Origin of the sequence: Streptomyces sp. NPDC052301 (assembly GCF_044593395.1) — a bacterium.
Classification (GTDB): Bacteria; Actinomycetota; Actinomycetes; order Streptomycetales; family Streptomycetaceae; genus Streptomyces.
In genome coordinates this window covers 498744-516629 of record NZ_JBIUBE010000003.1, presented here as the reverse complement: position 1 = coordinate 516629, position 17886 = coordinate 498744, and the positions used below count along the sequence as shown (strand labels likewise).

Sequence of the window (17886 nt, the reverse complement as noted above, 5' to 3'; positions counted from 1 at the left end):
CCGCGGCTGCGGGTGAAGGGCGTCCTGTGACGGCTGTCGGCACTCAGACGGCGCCGGCTGCGGACGGCAGGTCTCGTTCGGCCCAGACGACCTTGCCGTCCACAGCCGAGCGGGAACCCCACCTGCGCGACAGTCGCGCGACCAGGTACAGGCCGCGGCCGTGCTCGTCGAGAGGGCGGGGATGACGGGGGCGCGGTGGGCCGGTGCAGGTGTCGGAGACCTCACACGTCAGCACCCGGTGCTGGATGAGCCGCAGGCGGCTCGGGCCGCCGCCGTGGCGGATCGCATTGGTGACCAGTTCGCTGACGATCGACTCCACGGCTGTCACCAGCGGCTCCAGACCCCACTGCCTGAGCTGACGGACGGCCAGTTGCCGGGCTGTCGTGACGGTGACGAGTTCGTTCGGCAGGTCCCACGAGGCGACTTGGGCGGGCTTCAGCGCGCGGGTCCGCGCGAGGAGCAAGGTGACGTCGTCGGCTGCTGCCCGAGCCGGCAACGTCTTCATCGCCCGCGAGCACAGGTCCTCCAGGGAGGCACCGGGCTGCGCCAGGGCGGCGCCCAGGCGCTGCAGGCCGACGTCGATGTCCTCGTCGCGGGACTCGACCAGGCCGTCGGAGTAGAAGGCGAGGACACTTCCTTCGGGCAGGTCCACTTCCACGGACTCGAAGGGCACCAGGCCGAGACCCAGACCCAACGGGGCCCCGGCGGGCAGGTCGGGGACGGTGACCCTGCCCTGCGCGTCGACGATCAGGGGCGGTGGATGCCCGGCCCGCGCCAGCGTGCACCCTCGGGTGACCGGGTCGTAGACGGCGTACAGACAGGTGGCACCCACCACCGCGGGGACCGGGTCGGAGACGTCGCAGTCTTCGTCGTTCAGCCGCCGGACCGTGTCGTCGAGGTGTGCCAGCAGTTCGTCGGGCGGCAGGTCGAGGTCCGCGAGCGTGCGTACGGCCGTGCGGAGCCTGCCCATGGTCGCCGCGGCGTTGATGCCGTGTCCGACGACGTCGCCGACGACGAGGGCCACCCGCGCGCCGGACAGCTCGATCACGTCGAACCAGTCGCCTCCCACGCCGTGATCCAGGTCGGCCGGCACGTAGCGCGAGGCCACCTCGACGGCGGCACCGCCCTGCACCCGGTGGGGAAGCAGGTCGCGTTGCAGGGTGAGGGCCGCGGTGCGCTCGCGCGCGTACTGCAGGGCATTGTCCAGGCAGAGCGCGGCCCGGGTGACGAGCTCCTCGGCGAGGAGCAGATCGTCCTCCTGGAACGGCGTCTGTTCCTCGGAGCGTGCGAACAGCGCCAGCCCCAGCACGCAGCGCCGCGCACGGATGGGCACGACCATCAGGGAGTGGACGCCGCTGTCCCGCACTTTCCGCGCCCGCACCGGGTCGTGGTCGACCCAGGGGCCGGCATGGGTGTCGAGAACTGGTTCGAGGTGCGACCTGCCCGTGCGCAGGGCGGCTGCGAACGATGAGCTCGGGTGGGCGTGGATCACCTCTTCCCGCACCCACGGCAGCTTCAGTATCCCCAGGTCGATGGAGGCCAGCCCGGCACGCCGCAGCAGCGGCGGGCGGCTGCTCGCCGTGCCGGTCCGTGCCGAGGGCTCCACGCCGAACGGAACCGACTCGACCAGATCGACGAGGGCGTGGTCGGCCAGCAGGGGCACGGCGAGCTCGGCCAGTTCCTGCCCCGTCTGCATGACGTCGAGCGTGCTGCCGATGCGCGTACTCGCCTCGCTGAGGATGGCCAGGCGCTCGCGCGCCCGCCGGTTCCCGGTGGCGTCCACGGTCATGGAGCACACGCCCATCGCGGCGCCGTCCGCGTCCTGGAGGCAGAAGAACGAGGCCGAGAACGCGTGCTCACGGCGCCCGTCCGTCGGCGGCCACGCCCGGTACTCGTGGACCATGGTGGTACCGCTCTGCAGCACCTGCCGCATCACCACCTCGAGCGCTTCGGCCTCCACGGCGGGCAGCGAGTCCTTCAGGCGGCGTCCGAACCGCCGGTCACGGGAAATGCCGTCGTGGCGCTCCATGGCGTCGTTCACCCAGGTGCAGCGCAACTGCGGGTCGTACACCACGATGCCGATCGGCGCATGGGCGAGGAGCGACTCCCGCACCGGTCCGTTGGCGGGCCCCGAGGACAGGGCGCCTATGTCGGTCACGGACACCAGCCACCGGGTGCCGGCGTTCCGTCCCCACAACGGCGAGACCCGCAGGGACATTTTGAGCGTGTGGCCGTCACGGTGGCGGACCGCGGCGGTGCCGGACCAGCCATTGCGGGCACGGCACTGCTCGGCGAACAGCGAAGCCCTTCGGGCCTCCTCGGGGGGCGGCAGCACGTGCGCGGCGGACCGGCCCACCACTTCCGCGGCCGGGTACCCGACGAGTTGCTCAGCGGCCTGCGTCCACGCCGCCACCGTCCCGTCCACATCGATCATCGCTATCGCCGCGTCCGGTATCTCGCCGGGGCGCACCGGCCTGGCCAGTGGCGTGTGGTCGCTATGCGTCATCGTGGTCGATCCCTTTCGGTGCGGAGGTGAGGAGGTGCCGGCAAGTGGGCGCCACCGCCCGCCTCCGCCAGCACTACACCGCATTTTGTCCATTTCTGATGAAATAATCAGATACGACCGCTTCATCGTCAAGACCACCAGAACTGATTGTTCAATCACATATGGCCCGCACAGTGTGACGAGGGGAGGCCGGGTGGACAATCCGCACCAACAGCGCGATGATGAATTCATCAGAACTGGTGACCTTGTCTGCGGTGTATGCCGATGTCAGCCTCACCCAGGAATCGATTCGAACGCCGTCGGGCCGAGACCCGGCAGGCGCTCGTCCGCGCCGCGCGGCAGCTTCTGGCCGATTCGGGCGATACGAGCGCCAGCATCCGGACCATCGCGGAGCTCGCCGACGTCGGCTTCGGCTCGTTCTACAACCACTTCACGTGCAAGCCGGACCTGTTCGACGCGGCCGTGGCCGATGCCCTGGAGGAGTTCGCCCGAGCCGTCGACCGACATCTGTACGGCGTCGACGACCCCGCCGAGCGCCTCGCCGACGGTGTGCGGCTCAGCGCACGCATGGCCGACTCACACCCGGAGATCATGCGGATTCTCTGCCACAGCGACCTCGGCCGCATATGCGCCGGCCGCGGACTGGCTCCGCGCGCGAGGCGCGACGTGGAGCAGGGCATGGCTTCCGGCCGCTTCACCGTGATCGACCCGGTGATCGCCCTGACCGCGCTGAACGGCAGCCTGCTGGCGCTCCTGCAGCTGTGGATCTGTCAGCCCGAGGCCGACAGGGACCATGCAGCCGGGAAAATGGCCGAGATGCTCCTGCACATGCTCGGCCTCTGCGCGGACGAGGCCCGTGACCTCGCCCGGCGGCCCCTTCCCGCTGCGGCGTGAACACGACGTGCCGTCTGCCGTCGTCCCCAGTCCCCCCCGGGACAGGGAGCCTGTGCCCGCCACGGACACCAGCCACCGCCGGGTCCGGTCGACGGGAGGCCGGGGTGTCTCCCCCAACGCTCGTGATCGCAACGGCCGCTTTGTTGCGGACAGGCCTTGCGCAAGCCCCTGACCTGCGTGAACCGATCGATGGTCCAAGAGCCTCAACCGCCTTGAGGCAGCCTGTTCTCCGCATCGGCGGGTTTGCGGACGTCGTCGGGCGGGACGACTATTTTTCTAGGCCCAACAGACGCCGACGCCATTCGGATGCCGTACCCGGCCCTTCGGCCCGGGACGCTCTCAGCCACTGGACATGCAAGCTGCGCAGCCAGGGCCTCGGCCGGGGTGACAGGTGAGACATTCGGCCGAGTCGCCTGACAGGGGCCTCGAGAACCGCTCCACGGCCGCAGGACCACGTCGATGACCCCGCGGGGCGGAAGGCAGAGCGGAAGGAGTCTGCTCATGCGGATCGTCGTGGACTTGAATCGATGCCAGGGATATGCGCAATGCGTGTACCTGGCTCACGACGTCTTCAGGTTGACTGGCCAGGAGGCGCTCACCTACGAGCCGAACCCCGATGACGAGCGGCGCCTGCAGGTCGAGCGAGCCGCCGCGGCGTGCCCGGTACAGGCGATCGTGATCGACCGCTCGGACGGCGCGGACGGGAGCGCGACGTCATGACGTTGCGGGCAACGGTCGCGGAGCTGGTGCGCGAGTTCAGGGCCAACGGCCGGATCGTCGTCGTGGGTGCCTCTCTGGCCGGGCTGCGGGCCGCGGAAACCTTGCGGGAGGAGGGCTTCACCGGTTCCCTGACCATCATCGGGGACGAGCCGTACGAGCCTTACGACCGTCCTCCGCTGTCCAAGCAGGTGCTCAAGGGCTGGGTGCCGGCCGACCACACCAAGCTGCCGCGCCTGCGAGAAGTGGATGCGCAGTGGCGGCTCGGGGTGGCCGCCATCGGGCTGGACCGGGTCGCCAAGCAGGTGCGCCTGGCCGACGGCGAGCACGTCCCGTACGACCGGTTGCTCATCGCCACGGGGACCCGGGCGCGACAGTGGCCGAACCCGGACGAGGCCGCCCTGGGCGGGGTCCACACGATTCGCTCGCGTGATGATGCCGCCCAGCTGCAGAAGGCGCTGGCCGAGTCGCCGTCGCGGGTCCTGGTCATCGGCGCCGGGTTCATCGGCTCGGAAGTGGCCTCCGTCTGCCGCGAACTGGGCATCCCGGTGACCGTCGTCGAGCGGGGTTCGGCGCCGCTGGTCGGCGCGCTGGGCGGGGTGATCGGGGAGATCGCCGCGAAAATGCAGCGCGATCACGGCGTGGACCTGCGCTGCGGGCTGGGGGTGTCGTCACTGGAGGGCGACTCCGGCGGGCACGTGCGGCGTGCTCGGCTCTCGGACGGTGCCACCGTGGACGCCGATGTGGTGGTGGCCTCGCTGGGGTCGATCCGCAACGTGGAATGGCTGGAGGGCTCCGGGCTGGCGGCCGGTTTCTGGGGCGTCGGGTGCGACGCCGGTGGTCGTGCCTTCGACATCAACGGTGTGGTCACCGACAGCATCTACGTGGCAGGTGACGTGGCGCGTGCGCCGCATGTGCTCTACGAGTACCAGTTCCTGGCGATGGAGCACTGGGACAACGCCGTCTTCGGCGCCGAGGTCGCGGCGCACAACATGGTGAACCTGGAGCCCCACTACCGCCCGCATCTGCTGCTGCCCGGCTTCTGGTCCGGTCAGTTCGGCGTGAACATCAAGTCCGTCGGCGTGCCGCCTTTCGGTGACGAGATCGTCTTCACCCAAGGATCGGTCGAGGAGCGCCGTTTCGCTGCCGCCTACGGTCACCGGGGCCGCATCGTCGCCGCCGTCACCTTCGATCACGGCAAGTGGCTGGAGTACTACGGGAAGCTGATCGAGCAGTCCGGTCCGTTCCCGCCCCCGCCGCCGGGCTGGGACCAGCCGGCCGACATGAAGCCGATGCCGGCCGAGTTTCCGGACCCACGGGTCCCGACGGCGGTCCCCGACGTCGTCCTGACCGGCCATGCCCCGAGCGAGCGGACGGCCGAGTTCCGGCCGCGCCGTCACTGACGCGCCCGCCGGATCGAGCCGTGCAGGCGGACAGCACCGACAGGAAGAAGGAGGGGAGCCTCGTGGTCGAGGAAACCCCCTGGCAGCAGGCCCTCCGCTACGCCAACCGCGCCAACCCGTACCCGTTCTACGAGGAACTGCGCAAGACACCGGTGGCGCGGCAGCCGGACGGCACCTATGTCGTCAGCACCTACCGGGAGATCGTCGCGCTGCTCCACGACCCCCGGGTCAGTTCGGATCCGTGGAAGTGTCCCGCCCCGGCCGCGGCCCGGGCAGAGGACTCGGCGGAGCCGGTGGCCGAGCCGATCAGGCAGGCACTGACCGAGCCGAACATCATCACCTGCGATCCGCCCGAACACGATCGGGATCGCCGGATGATGATGCCGCATTTCGTCGGCCCGCCCCACGCGCCTCACCTGATATCCGACCTGGAGCCCGACATCCGCCGCATCGTCGACGGCCTCCTGGACAACATGAAGGGCAGGAACCGGATCGACGCTGTCGACGACTTCGCCTATCCCCTGCCGGTCACGGTGATCTGCAAGGTCCTGGGCGTGCCGGTGGAGGACGAACGACGGTTCCACCACTGGATCGAGACCGCCCTGGACGCTTTGGACTTCGGCCCCGAGGCCGCATCCGAGGAGATCCAGAGCCGGCAGGCCGGGGGGCGGCAGGCCGTGCAGGAGTTCGGGCAGTTCGCAGCCGAACTCCTCGACAGGTACGCCCAGCAGCCGGGCCCGGGCATGCTCTCGGCGATGGTGAACGAGGACGGCCCGGAGGGACGGATGTCCAGGGGCGTACTCGCGAGCAACGCCCTGCTCCTGATCTTCGCGGGACACGAAACCACGGTCAACCTCATCGCCCACAGCGTGCTCACCCTGCTGCGCCACCCCGATGCGCTCGAGAAGCTGCGCCGCCGGCCCGAGCTCATCGTGTCCGCGGTGGAGGAGCTGCTGCGCTTCGAGTCGTCGGTCCAGTTCTGGCACACCCGCTCCGCCGTGGAAGACATCGACATCGCCGGCACCACCATTCCGAAGGGGGCGCCGATCTTCCTGGCGTACGGCTCGGCGAACCGCGACCCCGAACGGTTCACCGACCCCGACGAACTCGACCTCGAACGCCGCGACAACCAGCACCTCGGCTTCAGCCAGGGCATCCACTTCTGCTTCGGCGCACCGCTCGCACGGCTCGAGGTCCAAATCGCGGTCAACGAGTTTCTCCGGCGCGTGGAGAATCCGCGGCTCGTCGAGGACCCGCCGCCGTACCGGCACAACCAGATCTTCCGCGGCCCGCGCCACGTCCTGGTCGACATCGACGGCATCCGCGACTGACGCGACACAGGAAGGATTGCTGTGCGGGCTTTCCAAGCGCGCCGACGCCGCCTATCAGCTCCTGCGCGACGGCAAGATCCGAGGACGCGCCGTCATCACTCCCTGGGCGTGAGTACCGACGTGTCGGCCCTCGACAGGGCACGTGCCGGTGAGCAGACCGGAGGAGCTTGCTCGTGGAACACCCCGGACGCCACGGACCGCCGCCCTTTCCACCGAGCGACATGAGACTGATCGGGCGACGATGGACACAGAAGACCCATGACGGCGCTGTTGTTCCCAGAAGGAGGCAGGTGCCATGACAGCTCCTTCCGATACCCCCGGCCCGGCTCCCTCACGCGGCACCGAACCACGAGAAGGCCCCATGGCTGAAGGCATGGCCGCACTGGCGAACGTGGGCTGGCAGCTTCTGCTCACCATGGGCCTCGCCACCATCGCCCTGGGCGTCATCGCCCTGGTCTGGCCGGGCGAGACACTCCGTGTCATCGGCATCCTGTTCGGCGTCTACCTGTCGGCCACCGGTGTCTTCCAACTCGCCGCCGCCTTCGGCACCCACGTTCCCCGGCATCTTCGCGTCCTGCACTTCATCACCGGCGCGGCCTCCATACTGCTGGGACTGATCTGCTTCCGGGGCACCCTGGAGTCGATTTTCCTGCTCGCCCTGTGGATCGGCTTCAGCTGGCTGCTGCGCGGCATCACGGAGACGGCCGCGGCGGCCTCCGCCCCGGGCATGCCGGCGCGCGGCTGGCACGTGGCCTTCGGGATCATCGGCGCGATGGCCGGCATCGTGATGATCATCATGCCGTTCGCCTCGATCGCGACACTCACCTTGGTCGTGGGCGTCATGGCCATGGTTCTGGGCCTGACCGAGGTGGTCCGCGCCATCAGGACACGCGTCGAGATCGGCCACCTCGCTCCCGGCACAGACGCCCGGCGGCGCCCCCTGTTCCGCGCACGTCCACACCCCCAGCACTGATCGGCGAAGCCGGCGGGATCGGACGGAGCCACCCCATGCCTCCGCCGATCACGACTCCGCCGTCGGCGAGAACCGGCTGGAAGGGCTGATCACCGAGGCGCGGACGGCCCTGCAGGCCGCACTGCCCGGCCCGGCCGACCGATGGGCCTCGGACCTCGGCCCGGGCACCGCGCGGGGCTACCTCGCCGACTCGCGACAACGGGGGCTCGTCCCTCGCGACGAAGCCTTGCAGCCACTGCCGACGAACCGCTCGTCGGCCGACCGGGCGCATCACACGCTCGCCACGACGGCGACGGCGACGGCGACGGCGACGGCGACGGCGTGATCATCCGTCGGGCAGACGCCGTGACGGCCATGAGAGACGCTCGACAAGTGAGGCCGCCCGCTGGGCGACGGCCCGTCCCGGCGGCTGCCGACCGGTGGGCACGGCGCCCGGCCGATGACGGGGAACCCATACCCGCAGGGCCCGAGGGCTGATCCGGCACCGCACGGGAGTCCGCAGGGTCACGGCTTCGCCGTCCAGCCCGACGGGGACGACCGGGGCGTCGGCGTGGACGAAGACGTCGTCGGGTGTCGCGAGACGGGTCAGCCCGTGCATCCGCCCGCTTCGCAGTCGGGCGGCCGTTTCGGCGGGCGTCTCCGCCCTGGCGGCCAGTACCCCCAGCAGGCCCGAGTCGAGCTGTGCACGCCTGCCGAGCCCGGCCGGGTCGTCGACCTGATAGGGGTTGTTGCTCACCAGCACGGCGTCCGGCCGGTCCACGGTGAGCAGCCCCGCGCGCACCGCCAGCTCCGGACCCGCGTGGCGGGCCAGGAACTCCGGAAGGATCCGTACCATCGTGCCGATCTTGTCCTCCCGATAGGCCGGATCCTGCACCAGCGCCGCATACGCTCCGAACGACACGTTGTTGACGAACGCCCGCTCGCCCGCGTACCCGAGATCGACGCGCAGCTCGACGCCGTCCGTGAGCGCCTCCAGCGCGGCCGAAGGGTCCGCACGGTCCAGGCCGAGGTCCGCCGCGAAGTGGTTGCGGGTACCGGCCGGAACGACCAGGAAAGGCAGGTCGCTCTGCGCGGCCACCGCGGCGACAAGTGCCTGCGTGCCGTCTCCGCCGGCCACCCCCAGCAGATCCGCACCGTCGTCCACCGCCCGGCGCGCGACAGTCGCCACGTCCTGCGGGAGGGAATGATCGAGCAGGAAGACCTGAACTCCCAGCGCACGGGCGCGTTCCGCGATCCGGAACCGGCTCGCCTTCCCTCCCCCCGAACGCGGATTCACGATCAGCCAGGGACGCCGCGCCCCGGTCACCGGTCGCGACGCCTTCTCGGTCACGGCACGAACCGACAAGCCGCATGCATCAGCCATGCGCACGTCGTCGGCGGCAGCAGGACTGCCGCTGCCCCGTCCGCGGCTGACGGCGGCATCCTCCACCGGGCCGGCACTCCCGCTCTCGCGCCTGCGGCCACCGCCACCATGACCCTTCCTTCGACGGTTACGGACTACGGCACCAGCTTGCAGTCCGGCCCGAGCGGCCGCATCCGGGACGTGCGGGGCCGTCCCGCCACCGTCGTGAAGGTCCACCGCGCCCCGGACCGGTTGTCGCAGCCGTGTCAGAGCCGGCAAGTGCGACAGCGCAGGGAGATCACGGCCCGCCGGGAAAGAGGTCTCCTCGTTTCGCGTGAGGGGGGCTGGGCACCCAGTGCCCATGGCGACGCGTCCGGTTCCGGTGCGAACCATCCTCGCCACCATCGGTCTGGTACTCGCCACCTACGTCGTACTCGAGCTGGTGGTGCAAGCTCGCCGGGTCCTGATCTGGGCGGTCATCGCATTGTTCTTGGCCGTCTCCCTCCATCCGGGAGTCGAGGCGCTGCAGCGTCGGGTGCCGCGGTGCCGACGGTCGGTGGCCACCTTGCTCGTCTTCCTGGCCGCGGCCGCGGCCGTCGGCGCGGTGGTCGCCCTGTTCGTCATCCCCCTGGCTCAGGAGGGAAGCCGGTTCGCCGGCCGTCTGCCCGCGATGATCAGGGAGGCCCGGGCCGGCCACGGGCCAGTCGGTGACCTGCTGCAGCGGACGCACGCTCTGCGGTACGTCCAGCGCCATGAGGCCCAGATCCGCGCGTTCGCCACCGGACTGAGCACGCCCGCCTTGAAGTTCATCCGCGGTGCCGCGAGCACCGCGACAGGCGCTCTCACCATCTTCGTCCTGGCCTATCTGATGGTGCTGGAGGGCCCCAGGGCCATGGACCGGTCTCTGGCCCTCGTGGACGAGGCGCCTGCGGACCGCATACGCCGAGTCGGAGCCGCGTGCGCCCGTACCGTCAACGGCTACCTGACCGGAAACCTGTTGATCAGCGTCATCTGCGGGGTCCTGACCTACGTCGTGCTCCTCGTTTCCGGAGTGCCGTTCGCCGGCCTGCTGGCCCTCTTCGTCGCCGTGACCGACCTCATTCCCCTGGTGGGGGCCACCATAGGGGCTGTCGTCGCCTCCACGGTGGCGTTCGTCCACTCCCTGCCGGCCGGCATCGGAGCCATCGTGTTCTTCATCGTCTACCAGCAGGCCGAGAACCACCTCCTGCAACCGGTCATCCTGTCCCGGACGGTGAAACTCAACCCCCTCACCGTGCTGCTGGCCGTCCTGATCGCGGCCGAAGTCGCCGGGATCCTCGGGGCCCTGCTGGCGATTCCCGTCACCGGCATCATCCAGGTCGTCCTCGGTGACATCTGGGCTCATCGCGGCGGTCGGCCGCTGAGGATGCCGATGAGGGCGGACGACAGCCCCGAGAACGCCGACCGGTCCGACGACCGGCCCGATTGACCGCCTGGAATCCGGCCGCCACAAGCGCGGCGAGCGGGTCGCCCAGAGGGGGGACGACGCCTTCGTCGTCAGGTGCCGGGCCGCCTCCTTGGCTCCGGAAGGCTCCTCGCCATTGACGTGGGCCGGGAGGTGTCGAAGTCCTCACCGACGGCGGGGGTGCTGGGCCCCGCCCCCCTTCATCCGCTGACTCGGCTCACGGAACCGCCGCCCCCATGTCGAGGCCGCGCCAACGCAACTCCGCGGGCCGAAGGGGCGGCAAGAGGCAACTCGGCCAGAAACCTGTGGATGGGTGTGGCACTCCTGCGCAGGTTCGCCTTCGTCGCCTTCATCACTTCGACGTTTCCATACGACGTATGGTAATACTGGAGGGACAGTTCCGTACGACGTATGGAACTGCTCGTCCGGGCCACGCCGGGCGCCACACATCGCCTGACCGAACCGCCGTCGGCGCAGATCGCGCCCTCGGAAAGGAAAGATCATGAAGAAGCTCACGAAGCACCTCGCCCTCACCGTCTCCTCCGTCGCGGTCGCGGGTGCCGCCGTCCTCGGTGCCGGGGGCACCGCATCGGCCGCCCCCCTTGCGTCCGCCCACGTCCAGCGGCCGTCCGACAGGGGCGCCGCCGCTGATCACGGCTGGGACCACGGCGTCGGCTACCTGCTCGAGCGGGGCTACTCCTGCGACGTAGTCCGCGGCTGGCACCAGGCCCCCGGCACCGACTCGCCCCGGCACGACTGCGACGGGCTCTCCTACCGCGACGGTCACTTCTACCGCTGGGAGAGCGAGGGACACGGCGGGACGTCGGACAGGGCGTACCGGCACGACGGAAACCGCTGCGAGCACGACGGCCGGCGCGGGGAGTACCGCGCCCCGAGCCGCGACGACCGGTGAAAGCGGGACCGCTCGAGGCCGTGAGCCCCAGCAGTTCCCCTCGGCCCGTTCCCTGCCGACGGCAGGGACCCGCCCGGCGGGAGTCGGCGTCCCCGGCCGCCGGCCGAGTGAGTGCCGCGCCGCTCACCGTGCGGTCCGCCGGTGCCGTCCGTCGCCCGCGCCCTGCCGTACCACCTCCGCCCGCCCTGTGTCTTCGCCGCACGCCGGGCGTGAGACGCCACCGAGCCACGCACAGGAGCGGAAGTCGATGAAGAAATCCTCGAAGCCGGTGGAGCGGCGGATCGACGTGCAACTGGTCGTCTCGTACGCCTGCTCACTACCACTGTGCGTACGTCTTCGGTATGAGCCCACCGACCCCTATGTCGTCCGTGCCGTCTTCTTCGCCGACGGTGACGAGCCGGTCGAATGGGTCCTGGGGCGGGATCTCCTGACTGATGGCCTGGAGGGTTCCGCAGGCTACGCGGACGTCCGGATCTGGTCGGCCACGGGGCGGGGTGACCAGTCGATCCACATCGCCCTCGGGTCTTGCGCAGGCACCGCCTTGCTCGAGGTCCCCGTTCAGGACATCACGTGCTTCCTTCAGGACACGGAGGCTCTGGTGCCCCGGGGTACCGAGTCCGGACACATCGACTGGGATGCCGAACTGGCGCACCTCCTCCCCCAAGGTTGACCGCCGACCGTCCACGCTCAGAACTCGGAAGAAAAGGAACAAGTGTCATGCCCCAGTACCAGCTTCGCGTCTACACCCTGCGCAGCCCCGACGCACTCTCCGCCTACGAGAAGATCTGGGCCCGGCACATTCCCGGCATGGCCAAGCACCGGATCACCACACACGGCGTCTGGACGGAGCCCGCGGCGCCCGGAAGCGGGACTCCCCGGCTCTACGCCCTCGTTTCCTACCGGGACGCCGACGACGTGCGGGAGCGACTGGAGGCGTACCTGTCGAGTCCTGAGTTCCGTGCGGACATGGAGGGCTTCGACATCGGCCAGATCGTCGGCCTCGACGAGACCCTGCTCACGCCCACCGTCGACTCGCCCTTGCGCTGACGGCCGTCCTGCGACGAGTGACGCCGTCAGGCGGGCCGGCACCCGGCGGCTCGGCGCAACCGGGCCAAGGCGCTCGCCGGACGGCGACGGGCGGGAGCAGGATCGGCGAGTTCGGCTGGGCGTCAGGTCCGTCAACCGTGCCGCGGCCGCCCGGGAGGCGTTCACCGCCACCAGGGCGGTCTCGATGCGGTCACGGCGCGGCGGTCGGTGATCAGGACGGCGACCGAGCAGTCCTAGCGCGCAGCCGGTGAGGGTGCCGAGGGCCCGGTCCGACACGGCCGGAGGCGGCGTGGACCAGCGGCAGCATCAGGGCCTCGCCCTCGGGCGAGCGGACGGCTGTCAGCGGCAGGGTGCGCCCGGCTTCGGCTGCTGCCGTGTCGGCGGTTCGGCAGGCCGAGGCATGGGCGGGGTCGTCGTCCTGGGTGCGGGCGAGCCGCACGGCGGCGTCCAGGGTCCTGGCCGCCGCCAGACGTCTCGGTTCCCGCGGTCGTCCGAGACCCGGGCCCTGCACACCGCCAGGCGAACACGCGGCGGCGAGGGCGAGCCCGAGATGGCCGGGGATGTCGGCGCAATGCTGCGGAGACAAGGCGCAGCCCGCGGCGACGAACGTGAGGACGGCGTGGTCCGGAGGGCCGATCCGGGTGGCCTCGCACACGAGCCGGTGCGCAGCGGCGAGGACCGCTGCCGCAGCGCACCGGACGACCGTGCTGTTTGTGGCGGCGGCGGTCGCCGGCCCCACCGCGCCGCTCGCGGCCCTACCGAGCACGACAGCGGCCGGTGCTCGGGCGCGGGCGGCGCAGGGCGGGCTGTGTCCGTAGAGCGCGCAGGTGGATCCGCCGACGCTGTGCACCACCAGGTCGGCTCGGCCGGCGGCCAGCAGGATCGGACTCGGCACGGCCCGTCGCCACGAGGACACTGAGCGCCGTCTTGGCCACAGGTCGCTCGCCCGGCCCAGCCGCAACGCATCACGCGCCGGCCGCGGCCGCATCGGGACGGTCCTTCCGGAGGGGGATGGGGTGCTCCCCGTGCGTCTCGGCGGGTTGCGGCCCGGACTCGCCCCAAGACGGACGGGCCCAGGCCGCAACGCCCTGGAACCACCGACTCAGCGGCCGGCGCCCTGGCCGTCACGACGAGCGGCGAGCCGGCCCTCCAGGCCGGTGATGAGCGTGTCCATCACCAGCCGGAACATGCGGTCCTGATCAGAGCCCGCACGGTCTGCGACCGTGGTCCCGTCCGCGCCGGCGGCGGCTCCGGGGGACTGGAGGCTCGTCCATTGCTGGAGCGAGCCGTTGAGTTCGGCGCCGAGGACACCGATGACGACGGCGACCATGAGAGCGGCGATCTCGGGAACCTCCGACTGTGGCACGCCCGCTGCGGCCACGATCGCGGTGAGCGCGGTCCAGAACGGGTCGTCGGGCTGGATGAAGTCGGGCTGCCCGAACGAATAGGCCATCAGTTTCGGGTGACGGTGCGCCAGCGTCCGGAAATCCGTGGCGAGCAGGCGGATGCGCTCCTGCCAGGGAGCGTCCTGCAGCGTCACGGTGCGGAACTCGGCGCCGACCATTCGCGCCACGCCGCGCAGCACGGCTTCCTTGTTCGGCACGTGGTGGTACAGCGACATCGGGTTCGCATCGAGCACGGTGGCGAGCTTGCGCATGGTGAGCGCCTCGACCCCGTCCTCGTCGATGAGCCGCAGGGCGGCGGCATGGATCCCGGCCTCGGTCAGAGGCACGTCCCTCTTCCTCGTTCCCCGAGGGGGACGCCTCACCTTTTTTTCCATACCTCGTACGGTACCAGTTTCGTACGCCGTACGGAAATGACCTCCACCGCGGGAGCCGATCGAGAGGGCGGGACTTGCGCCGAGTTTCCATACGACGTACGGTACTAATTCCATACGTCGTATGTTTCTGTGCGGCGCCACGGCATCGACCAGCGCACCGCGCCCTTGCCCATCCCCTCCACCCCCTCCACGCAGAGGAGCAAGTCATGACCACGCACTCGGCGAACGACCTCCGTCCCATCCGGTCCCCGCGCGGCATTCCCCTGCTCGGCCACACTCCGCAGATCCCCGACACCAACCCGGTGGAGTACTTCAACGAGCTGTCCAAGCGGTTCCCCGAAGGCATCTACGGCATGGACATCGCCGGCATCGAGCAGGTCTTCGTCTACGACCCGGACCTGGTGGCCGAGGTCTGCGACGAGACCCGGTTCTTCAAGCAGATCGAGAAGACGCCGCTGAGCCATGTGCGGGACTACACGGGCGCGGGCCTGTTCACGGCCCACCAGCACGAAGAGGAATGGGCCATGGCCCACCGGATCCTCCTGCCGGCCTTCAGCCAGCGGGCCATGAAGACCTACTTCGGGCAGATGCTGGAGATCGCCCAGAACCTGGTCGGCAAGTGGGAGAGCCGGGAAGGTCAGCCGGTCGCCATCACCGACGACTACACCCGGCTCACCCTGGACACCATCGCCCTGTCCGGTTTCGGCTACCGCTTCCAGTCGTTCGACGAAGAGGAGCTGCACCCCTTTCTCAACTCCCTGCTGGAGGCGCTGATCGAGTCGATGCGGCGCTCCCAGGAGCTGCCGATGATGACCAAACTGCGCAAGGCGGACGACAGGAAGTACCGCGAGAACATCCAGCTGATGCGCGACCTGGTCGAGAACGTGATCAAGGAGCGCCGTGAGGGGAAGGGCACCGACGAGGAGGACCTGCTCGGCCTGATGCTGGAGGCCACCGACCCGGAGACCGGCAAGCTGCTGGCCGACGACAACGTCCGCGACCAGGTGGTGACCTTCCTGATCGCCGGGCACGAGACCACCAGCGGCCTGCTGTCGTTCGCCACCTACTCGCTGATGCGCAACCCGCACGTCCTGGCACAGGCGTACGCCGAGGTCGACCGCCTGCTGCCCGGTGACACGGTCCCGGACTACGACACGATCATGCAGCTGGACGTCATCCCGCGGGTCCTGGAGGAGACCCTCCGCCTGTGGGCTCCCATTCCGCTGATCGCCAAGGCGCCCCTCGACGACACCGTCATCGGCGACCGGTACGAGCTGAAGAAGGGGACCAGGGCCAACATCCTCATGGGCGCGCTGCACTCCCACTCCAAGGCGTGGGACCGGCCGGACGAGTTCGACATCGACCGGTGGCTGCCGGAGAACCGTGTGGAACAGCACCCGCACGCCTACAAGCCGTTCGGCAACGGCGTACGCGCCTGCATCGGCCGCCAGTTCGCGCTGACCGAGGCCCGCCTGGCACTGGCGATGGTGCTGCAGAAGTTCAGGTTCTCCGACACCACCGACTACAAGATGGACGTCCGCGAGGCGCTGACGCGCAAGCCCGGCGACTTCCAGCTGGTCGTCCGCAAGCGCCAGGAGCACCAGCGGACCGTCTTCGGCGCCGCGGACCTGCAGACCGGCGACACACGGGCGCAGACAGCGGTCAGCGGCGTCGGCGTGAACCTGACCGTCGCCTACGGCTCCAGCCTCGGTTCCTGCGAGGACCTGGCGCGTACCATCGCCGACCGCGGTGAGCGCTCCGGGTTCGGCACGACGCTGGTGAGCCTGGACGAGCTGGGCGACAACCTGCCCACCGAGGGCCTCCTCGCCGTCGTCGCCGCCAGCTACAACGGCAAGGCGCCCGACAGCGCCCAGCGTTTCGACGACCTGCTCGCCGCCGGTCTGCCGGAGGGTGCGCTGTCGAACGTGCGGTTCGCGCTGCTGGGCGCCGGCAACACCCAGTGGGTGGCGACCTACCAGGCGTTCCCCAAGCGGATCGAGGAAGGTCTGCTGGCCGCCGGAGCCACCCCGGTGGTCGAGCGTGGCATCGCGGACGCGGCCGGTGACTTCGACGGCATGGCCACCCGTTGGCTGGACACCCTGTGGGCGACCCTGGCCGAGGAGTACGCCGCCGACACCTCCGAGGCGAGCGGCCCGCGCTACCAGGTCCAGCTGCTCACCGAGTCCGACGTGCGCCCCGCCATCGTCTCCGAGCAGGCGTACCCGCTCACGGTGGTGGCCAACGAGGAGCTCGTGGCGGATGCGACCGGCCTGTGGGACTTCAGCATCGAGCCGCCGCGCCCGGCCGCGAAGTCCATCACCTTCGAGCTGCCCGACGGCGTCACCTACGACACCGGCAACCATCTGGCGGTCTTCGCCAAGAACGAACTCGCCCTGGTGGAGCGCGCGCTGAGGCGGCTCGGTGTCGACTACGACCAGGTGCTCCGGCTCGACCAGCCCGGCGGCGGCCGCACCCATCTGCCGGTCGGCGTCCCCGTCACCGCCGGCATCCTGCTCACCGAGTTCCTGGAACTGCAGGACGTGGCCACCCGCTCCCAGATCCAGGCCCTGGCCGAGCACACCCAGTGCCCATGGACCCGGCCACAGCTCCAGGCGTACACCGCCGACACGGAGGAGGCCGAGGAGCGCTACAGCAAGGAGATCCTCGGCAAGCGGGTCTCGGTGCTGGGCCTGCTGGAGCGCTTCCCCGCGATCGAGCTCCCGCTGGCGGTCTTCCTGGAGATGACGGGGCCGATCCGTCCCCGCTTCTACTCCATCTCCTCGGCCCCGTCGGCCGACCCGCGCCACGTGCGCCTGACCGTCGGCCTGCTGGAGGGCCCGGCCCTGTCCGGCGACGGCCAGTACCGCGGCACCTGCTCCTCCTACATCGCCGGCCTCGAGCCCGGGGACGTCGTCTACGGCTACGTCCGCGTGCCCTCCCCGACCTTCGCCCCGCCCGCCGACCCCGCCACGCCGCTGATCCTCATCGGCCCCGGCACCGGCATCGCGCCGCTGCGCGGATTCCTGGAGGAGCGGGCCTGGCAGCACGCGAACGGCACGCAGGTCGGCCTGTCGCAGGTCTTCGTCGGCTGCCGCCACCCGGAGCACGACTACTTCTACCGCCAGGAGATGCAGGACTGGGAGCAGGCCGGGATCGCGCAGGTCCACACCGCCTTCTCCGCCGTGACCGGCCACCCGGCCCGCTTCGTGCAGAACGCCATCGCCCATGCCGCCGACACGGTGTGGCAGGCCATCGAGGACGGCGCGTACGTCTACGTCTGCGGTGACGGACGCCGTATGGCGCCGGCCGTCCGCGAGGCACTGGCCGCCATCCACCGCCAGAAGACCGGGAGCGACGACGAGACCGCCCAGCAGTGGCTCGCCCGGCTCGAAGCGGACGAGCGCTACCAGCAGGACGTCTTCGCCTGATCCCCCCCCCCGGACGCCGGGAGGCGTGCGGCCCCGTCCTGCCACTCCCCGCACGCCTCCCGGCCACCACACGCCGTTCAGACACCACATGGCACCCATGTCCCGAAC

The 17886-nt window shown here is 70.3% G+C and carries 14 protein-coding genes; 10 read left to right on the top strand and 4 right to left on the bottom strand.

The window, feature by feature from the left end:
- Positions 1-43 precede the first annotated feature (43 nt).
- On the bottom strand, positions 44-2506 hold the full coding sequence (locus tag ACIHEJ_RS09565; protein ID WP_400133583.1) for a SpoIIE family protein phosphatase: 2463 nt from the start codon (positions 2504-2506) through the stop codon (positions 44-46).
- Positions 2507-2764: 258 nt separating this feature from the next.
- Here ACIHEJ_RS09565 and ACIHEJ_RS09560 point away from each other — a divergent pair, with 258 nt between their 5' ends.
- The 5 genes from ACIHEJ_RS09560 to ACIHEJ_RS09540 all read left to right on the top strand — a co-directional run bounded on the left by ACIHEJ_RS09560 (position 2765) and on the right by ACIHEJ_RS09540 (position 7824).
- Complete coding sequence (locus ACIHEJ_RS09560) at positions 2765-3400, top strand: TetR/AcrR family transcriptional regulator (RefSeq protein WP_400133582.1); 636 nt, start codon at positions 2765-2767, stop codon at positions 3398-3400.
- A gap of 501 nt (positions 3401-3901) precedes the next feature.
- Complete coding sequence (locus ACIHEJ_RS09555; protein WP_400133580.1) at positions 3902-4120, top strand: ferredoxin; 219 nt, start codon at positions 3902-3904, stop codon at positions 4118-4120.
- Positions 4117-5520 (top strand): NAD(P)/FAD-dependent oxidoreductase, encoded by a 1404-nt coding sequence (locus ACIHEJ_RS09550; RefSeq protein ID WP_400133578.1) that lies wholly within the window; start codon positions 4117-4119, stop codon positions 5518-5520. Before ACIHEJ_RS09555 ends, ACIHEJ_RS09550 begins: the two co-directional genes overlap by 4 nt.
- 62 nt (positions 5521-5582) lie before the next feature.
- Positions 5583-6851: a cytochrome P450 gene (locus tag ACIHEJ_RS09545; RefSeq protein ID WP_400133576.1), complete on the top strand. Its 1269-nt coding sequence runs from the start codon at positions 5583-5585 to the stop codon at positions 6849-6851.
- 295 nt (positions 6852-7146) lie between these two features.
- A complete protein-coding gene (locus ACIHEJ_RS09540) occupies positions 7147-7824 on the top strand; it encodes an HdeD family acid-resistance protein (protein WP_400133574.1) in 678 nt (225 codons plus the stop codon).
- A 325-nt stretch (positions 7825-8149) separates the two neighbouring features.
- Here the strand turns inward: ACIHEJ_RS09540 and ACIHEJ_RS09535 are convergent, their stop codons facing one another.
- Complete coding sequence (locus ACIHEJ_RS09535) at positions 8150-9187, bottom strand: diacylglycerol/lipid kinase family protein (protein ID WP_400133572.1); 1038 nt, start codon at positions 9185-9187, stop codon at positions 8150-8152.
- A gap of 340 nt (positions 9188-9527) precedes the next feature.
- On the opposite strand from ACIHEJ_RS09535, the gene ACIHEJ_RS09530 reads away from it, so the two are divergent.
- From ACIHEJ_RS09530 to ACIHEJ_RS09515, 4 genes are all read left to right on the top strand, one after another.
- Positions 9528-10634, top strand: coding sequence for an AI-2E family transporter (locus ACIHEJ_RS09530; protein ID WP_400133570.1), 1107 nt, complete (start codon positions 9528-9530; stop codon positions 10632-10634).
- A 478-nt stretch (positions 10635-11112) separates the two neighbouring features.
- Positions 11113-11523, top strand: coding sequence for a hypothetical protein (locus ACIHEJ_RS09525; protein WP_400133569.1), 411 nt, complete (start codon positions 11113-11115; stop codon positions 11521-11523).
- A gap of 247 nt (positions 11524-11770) precedes the next feature.
- On the top strand, positions 11771-12193 hold the full coding sequence (locus tag ACIHEJ_RS09520) for an SsgA family sporulation/cell division regulator (RefSeq protein ID WP_400133567.1): 423 nt from the start codon (positions 11771-11773) through the stop codon (positions 12191-12193).
- 47 nt (positions 12194-12240) lie between these two features.
- Positions 12241-12570 (top strand): NIPSNAP family protein, encoded by a 330-nt coding sequence (locus ACIHEJ_RS09515; protein WP_400133565.1) that lies wholly within the window; start codon positions 12241-12243, stop codon positions 12568-12570.
- A 211-nt stretch (positions 12571-12781) separates the two neighbouring features.
- On the opposite strand, the gene ACIHEJ_RS09510 is transcribed toward ACIHEJ_RS09515, so the two are convergent.
- Complete coding sequence (locus tag ACIHEJ_RS09510; protein WP_400133563.1) at positions 12782-13465, bottom strand: hypothetical protein; 684 nt, start codon at positions 13463-13465, stop codon at positions 12782-12784.
- A 207-nt stretch (positions 13466-13672) separates the two neighbouring features.
- The gene (locus ACIHEJ_RS09505; protein ID WP_400133561.1) at positions 13673-14302 is read right to left on the bottom strand and encodes a TetR/AcrR family transcriptional regulator; all 630 of its coding nucleotides are present in this window, start codon (positions 14300-14302) and stop codon (positions 13673-13675) included.
- A 254-nt stretch (positions 14303-14556) separates the two neighbouring features.
- Here ACIHEJ_RS09505 and ACIHEJ_RS09500 point away from each other — a divergent pair, with 254 nt between their 5' ends.
- Complete coding sequence (locus tag ACIHEJ_RS09500) at positions 14557-17778, top strand: cytochrome P450 (protein ID WP_400133559.1); 3222 nt, start codon at positions 14557-14559, stop codon at positions 17776-17778.
- Positions 17779-17886 lie beyond the last annotated feature (108 nt).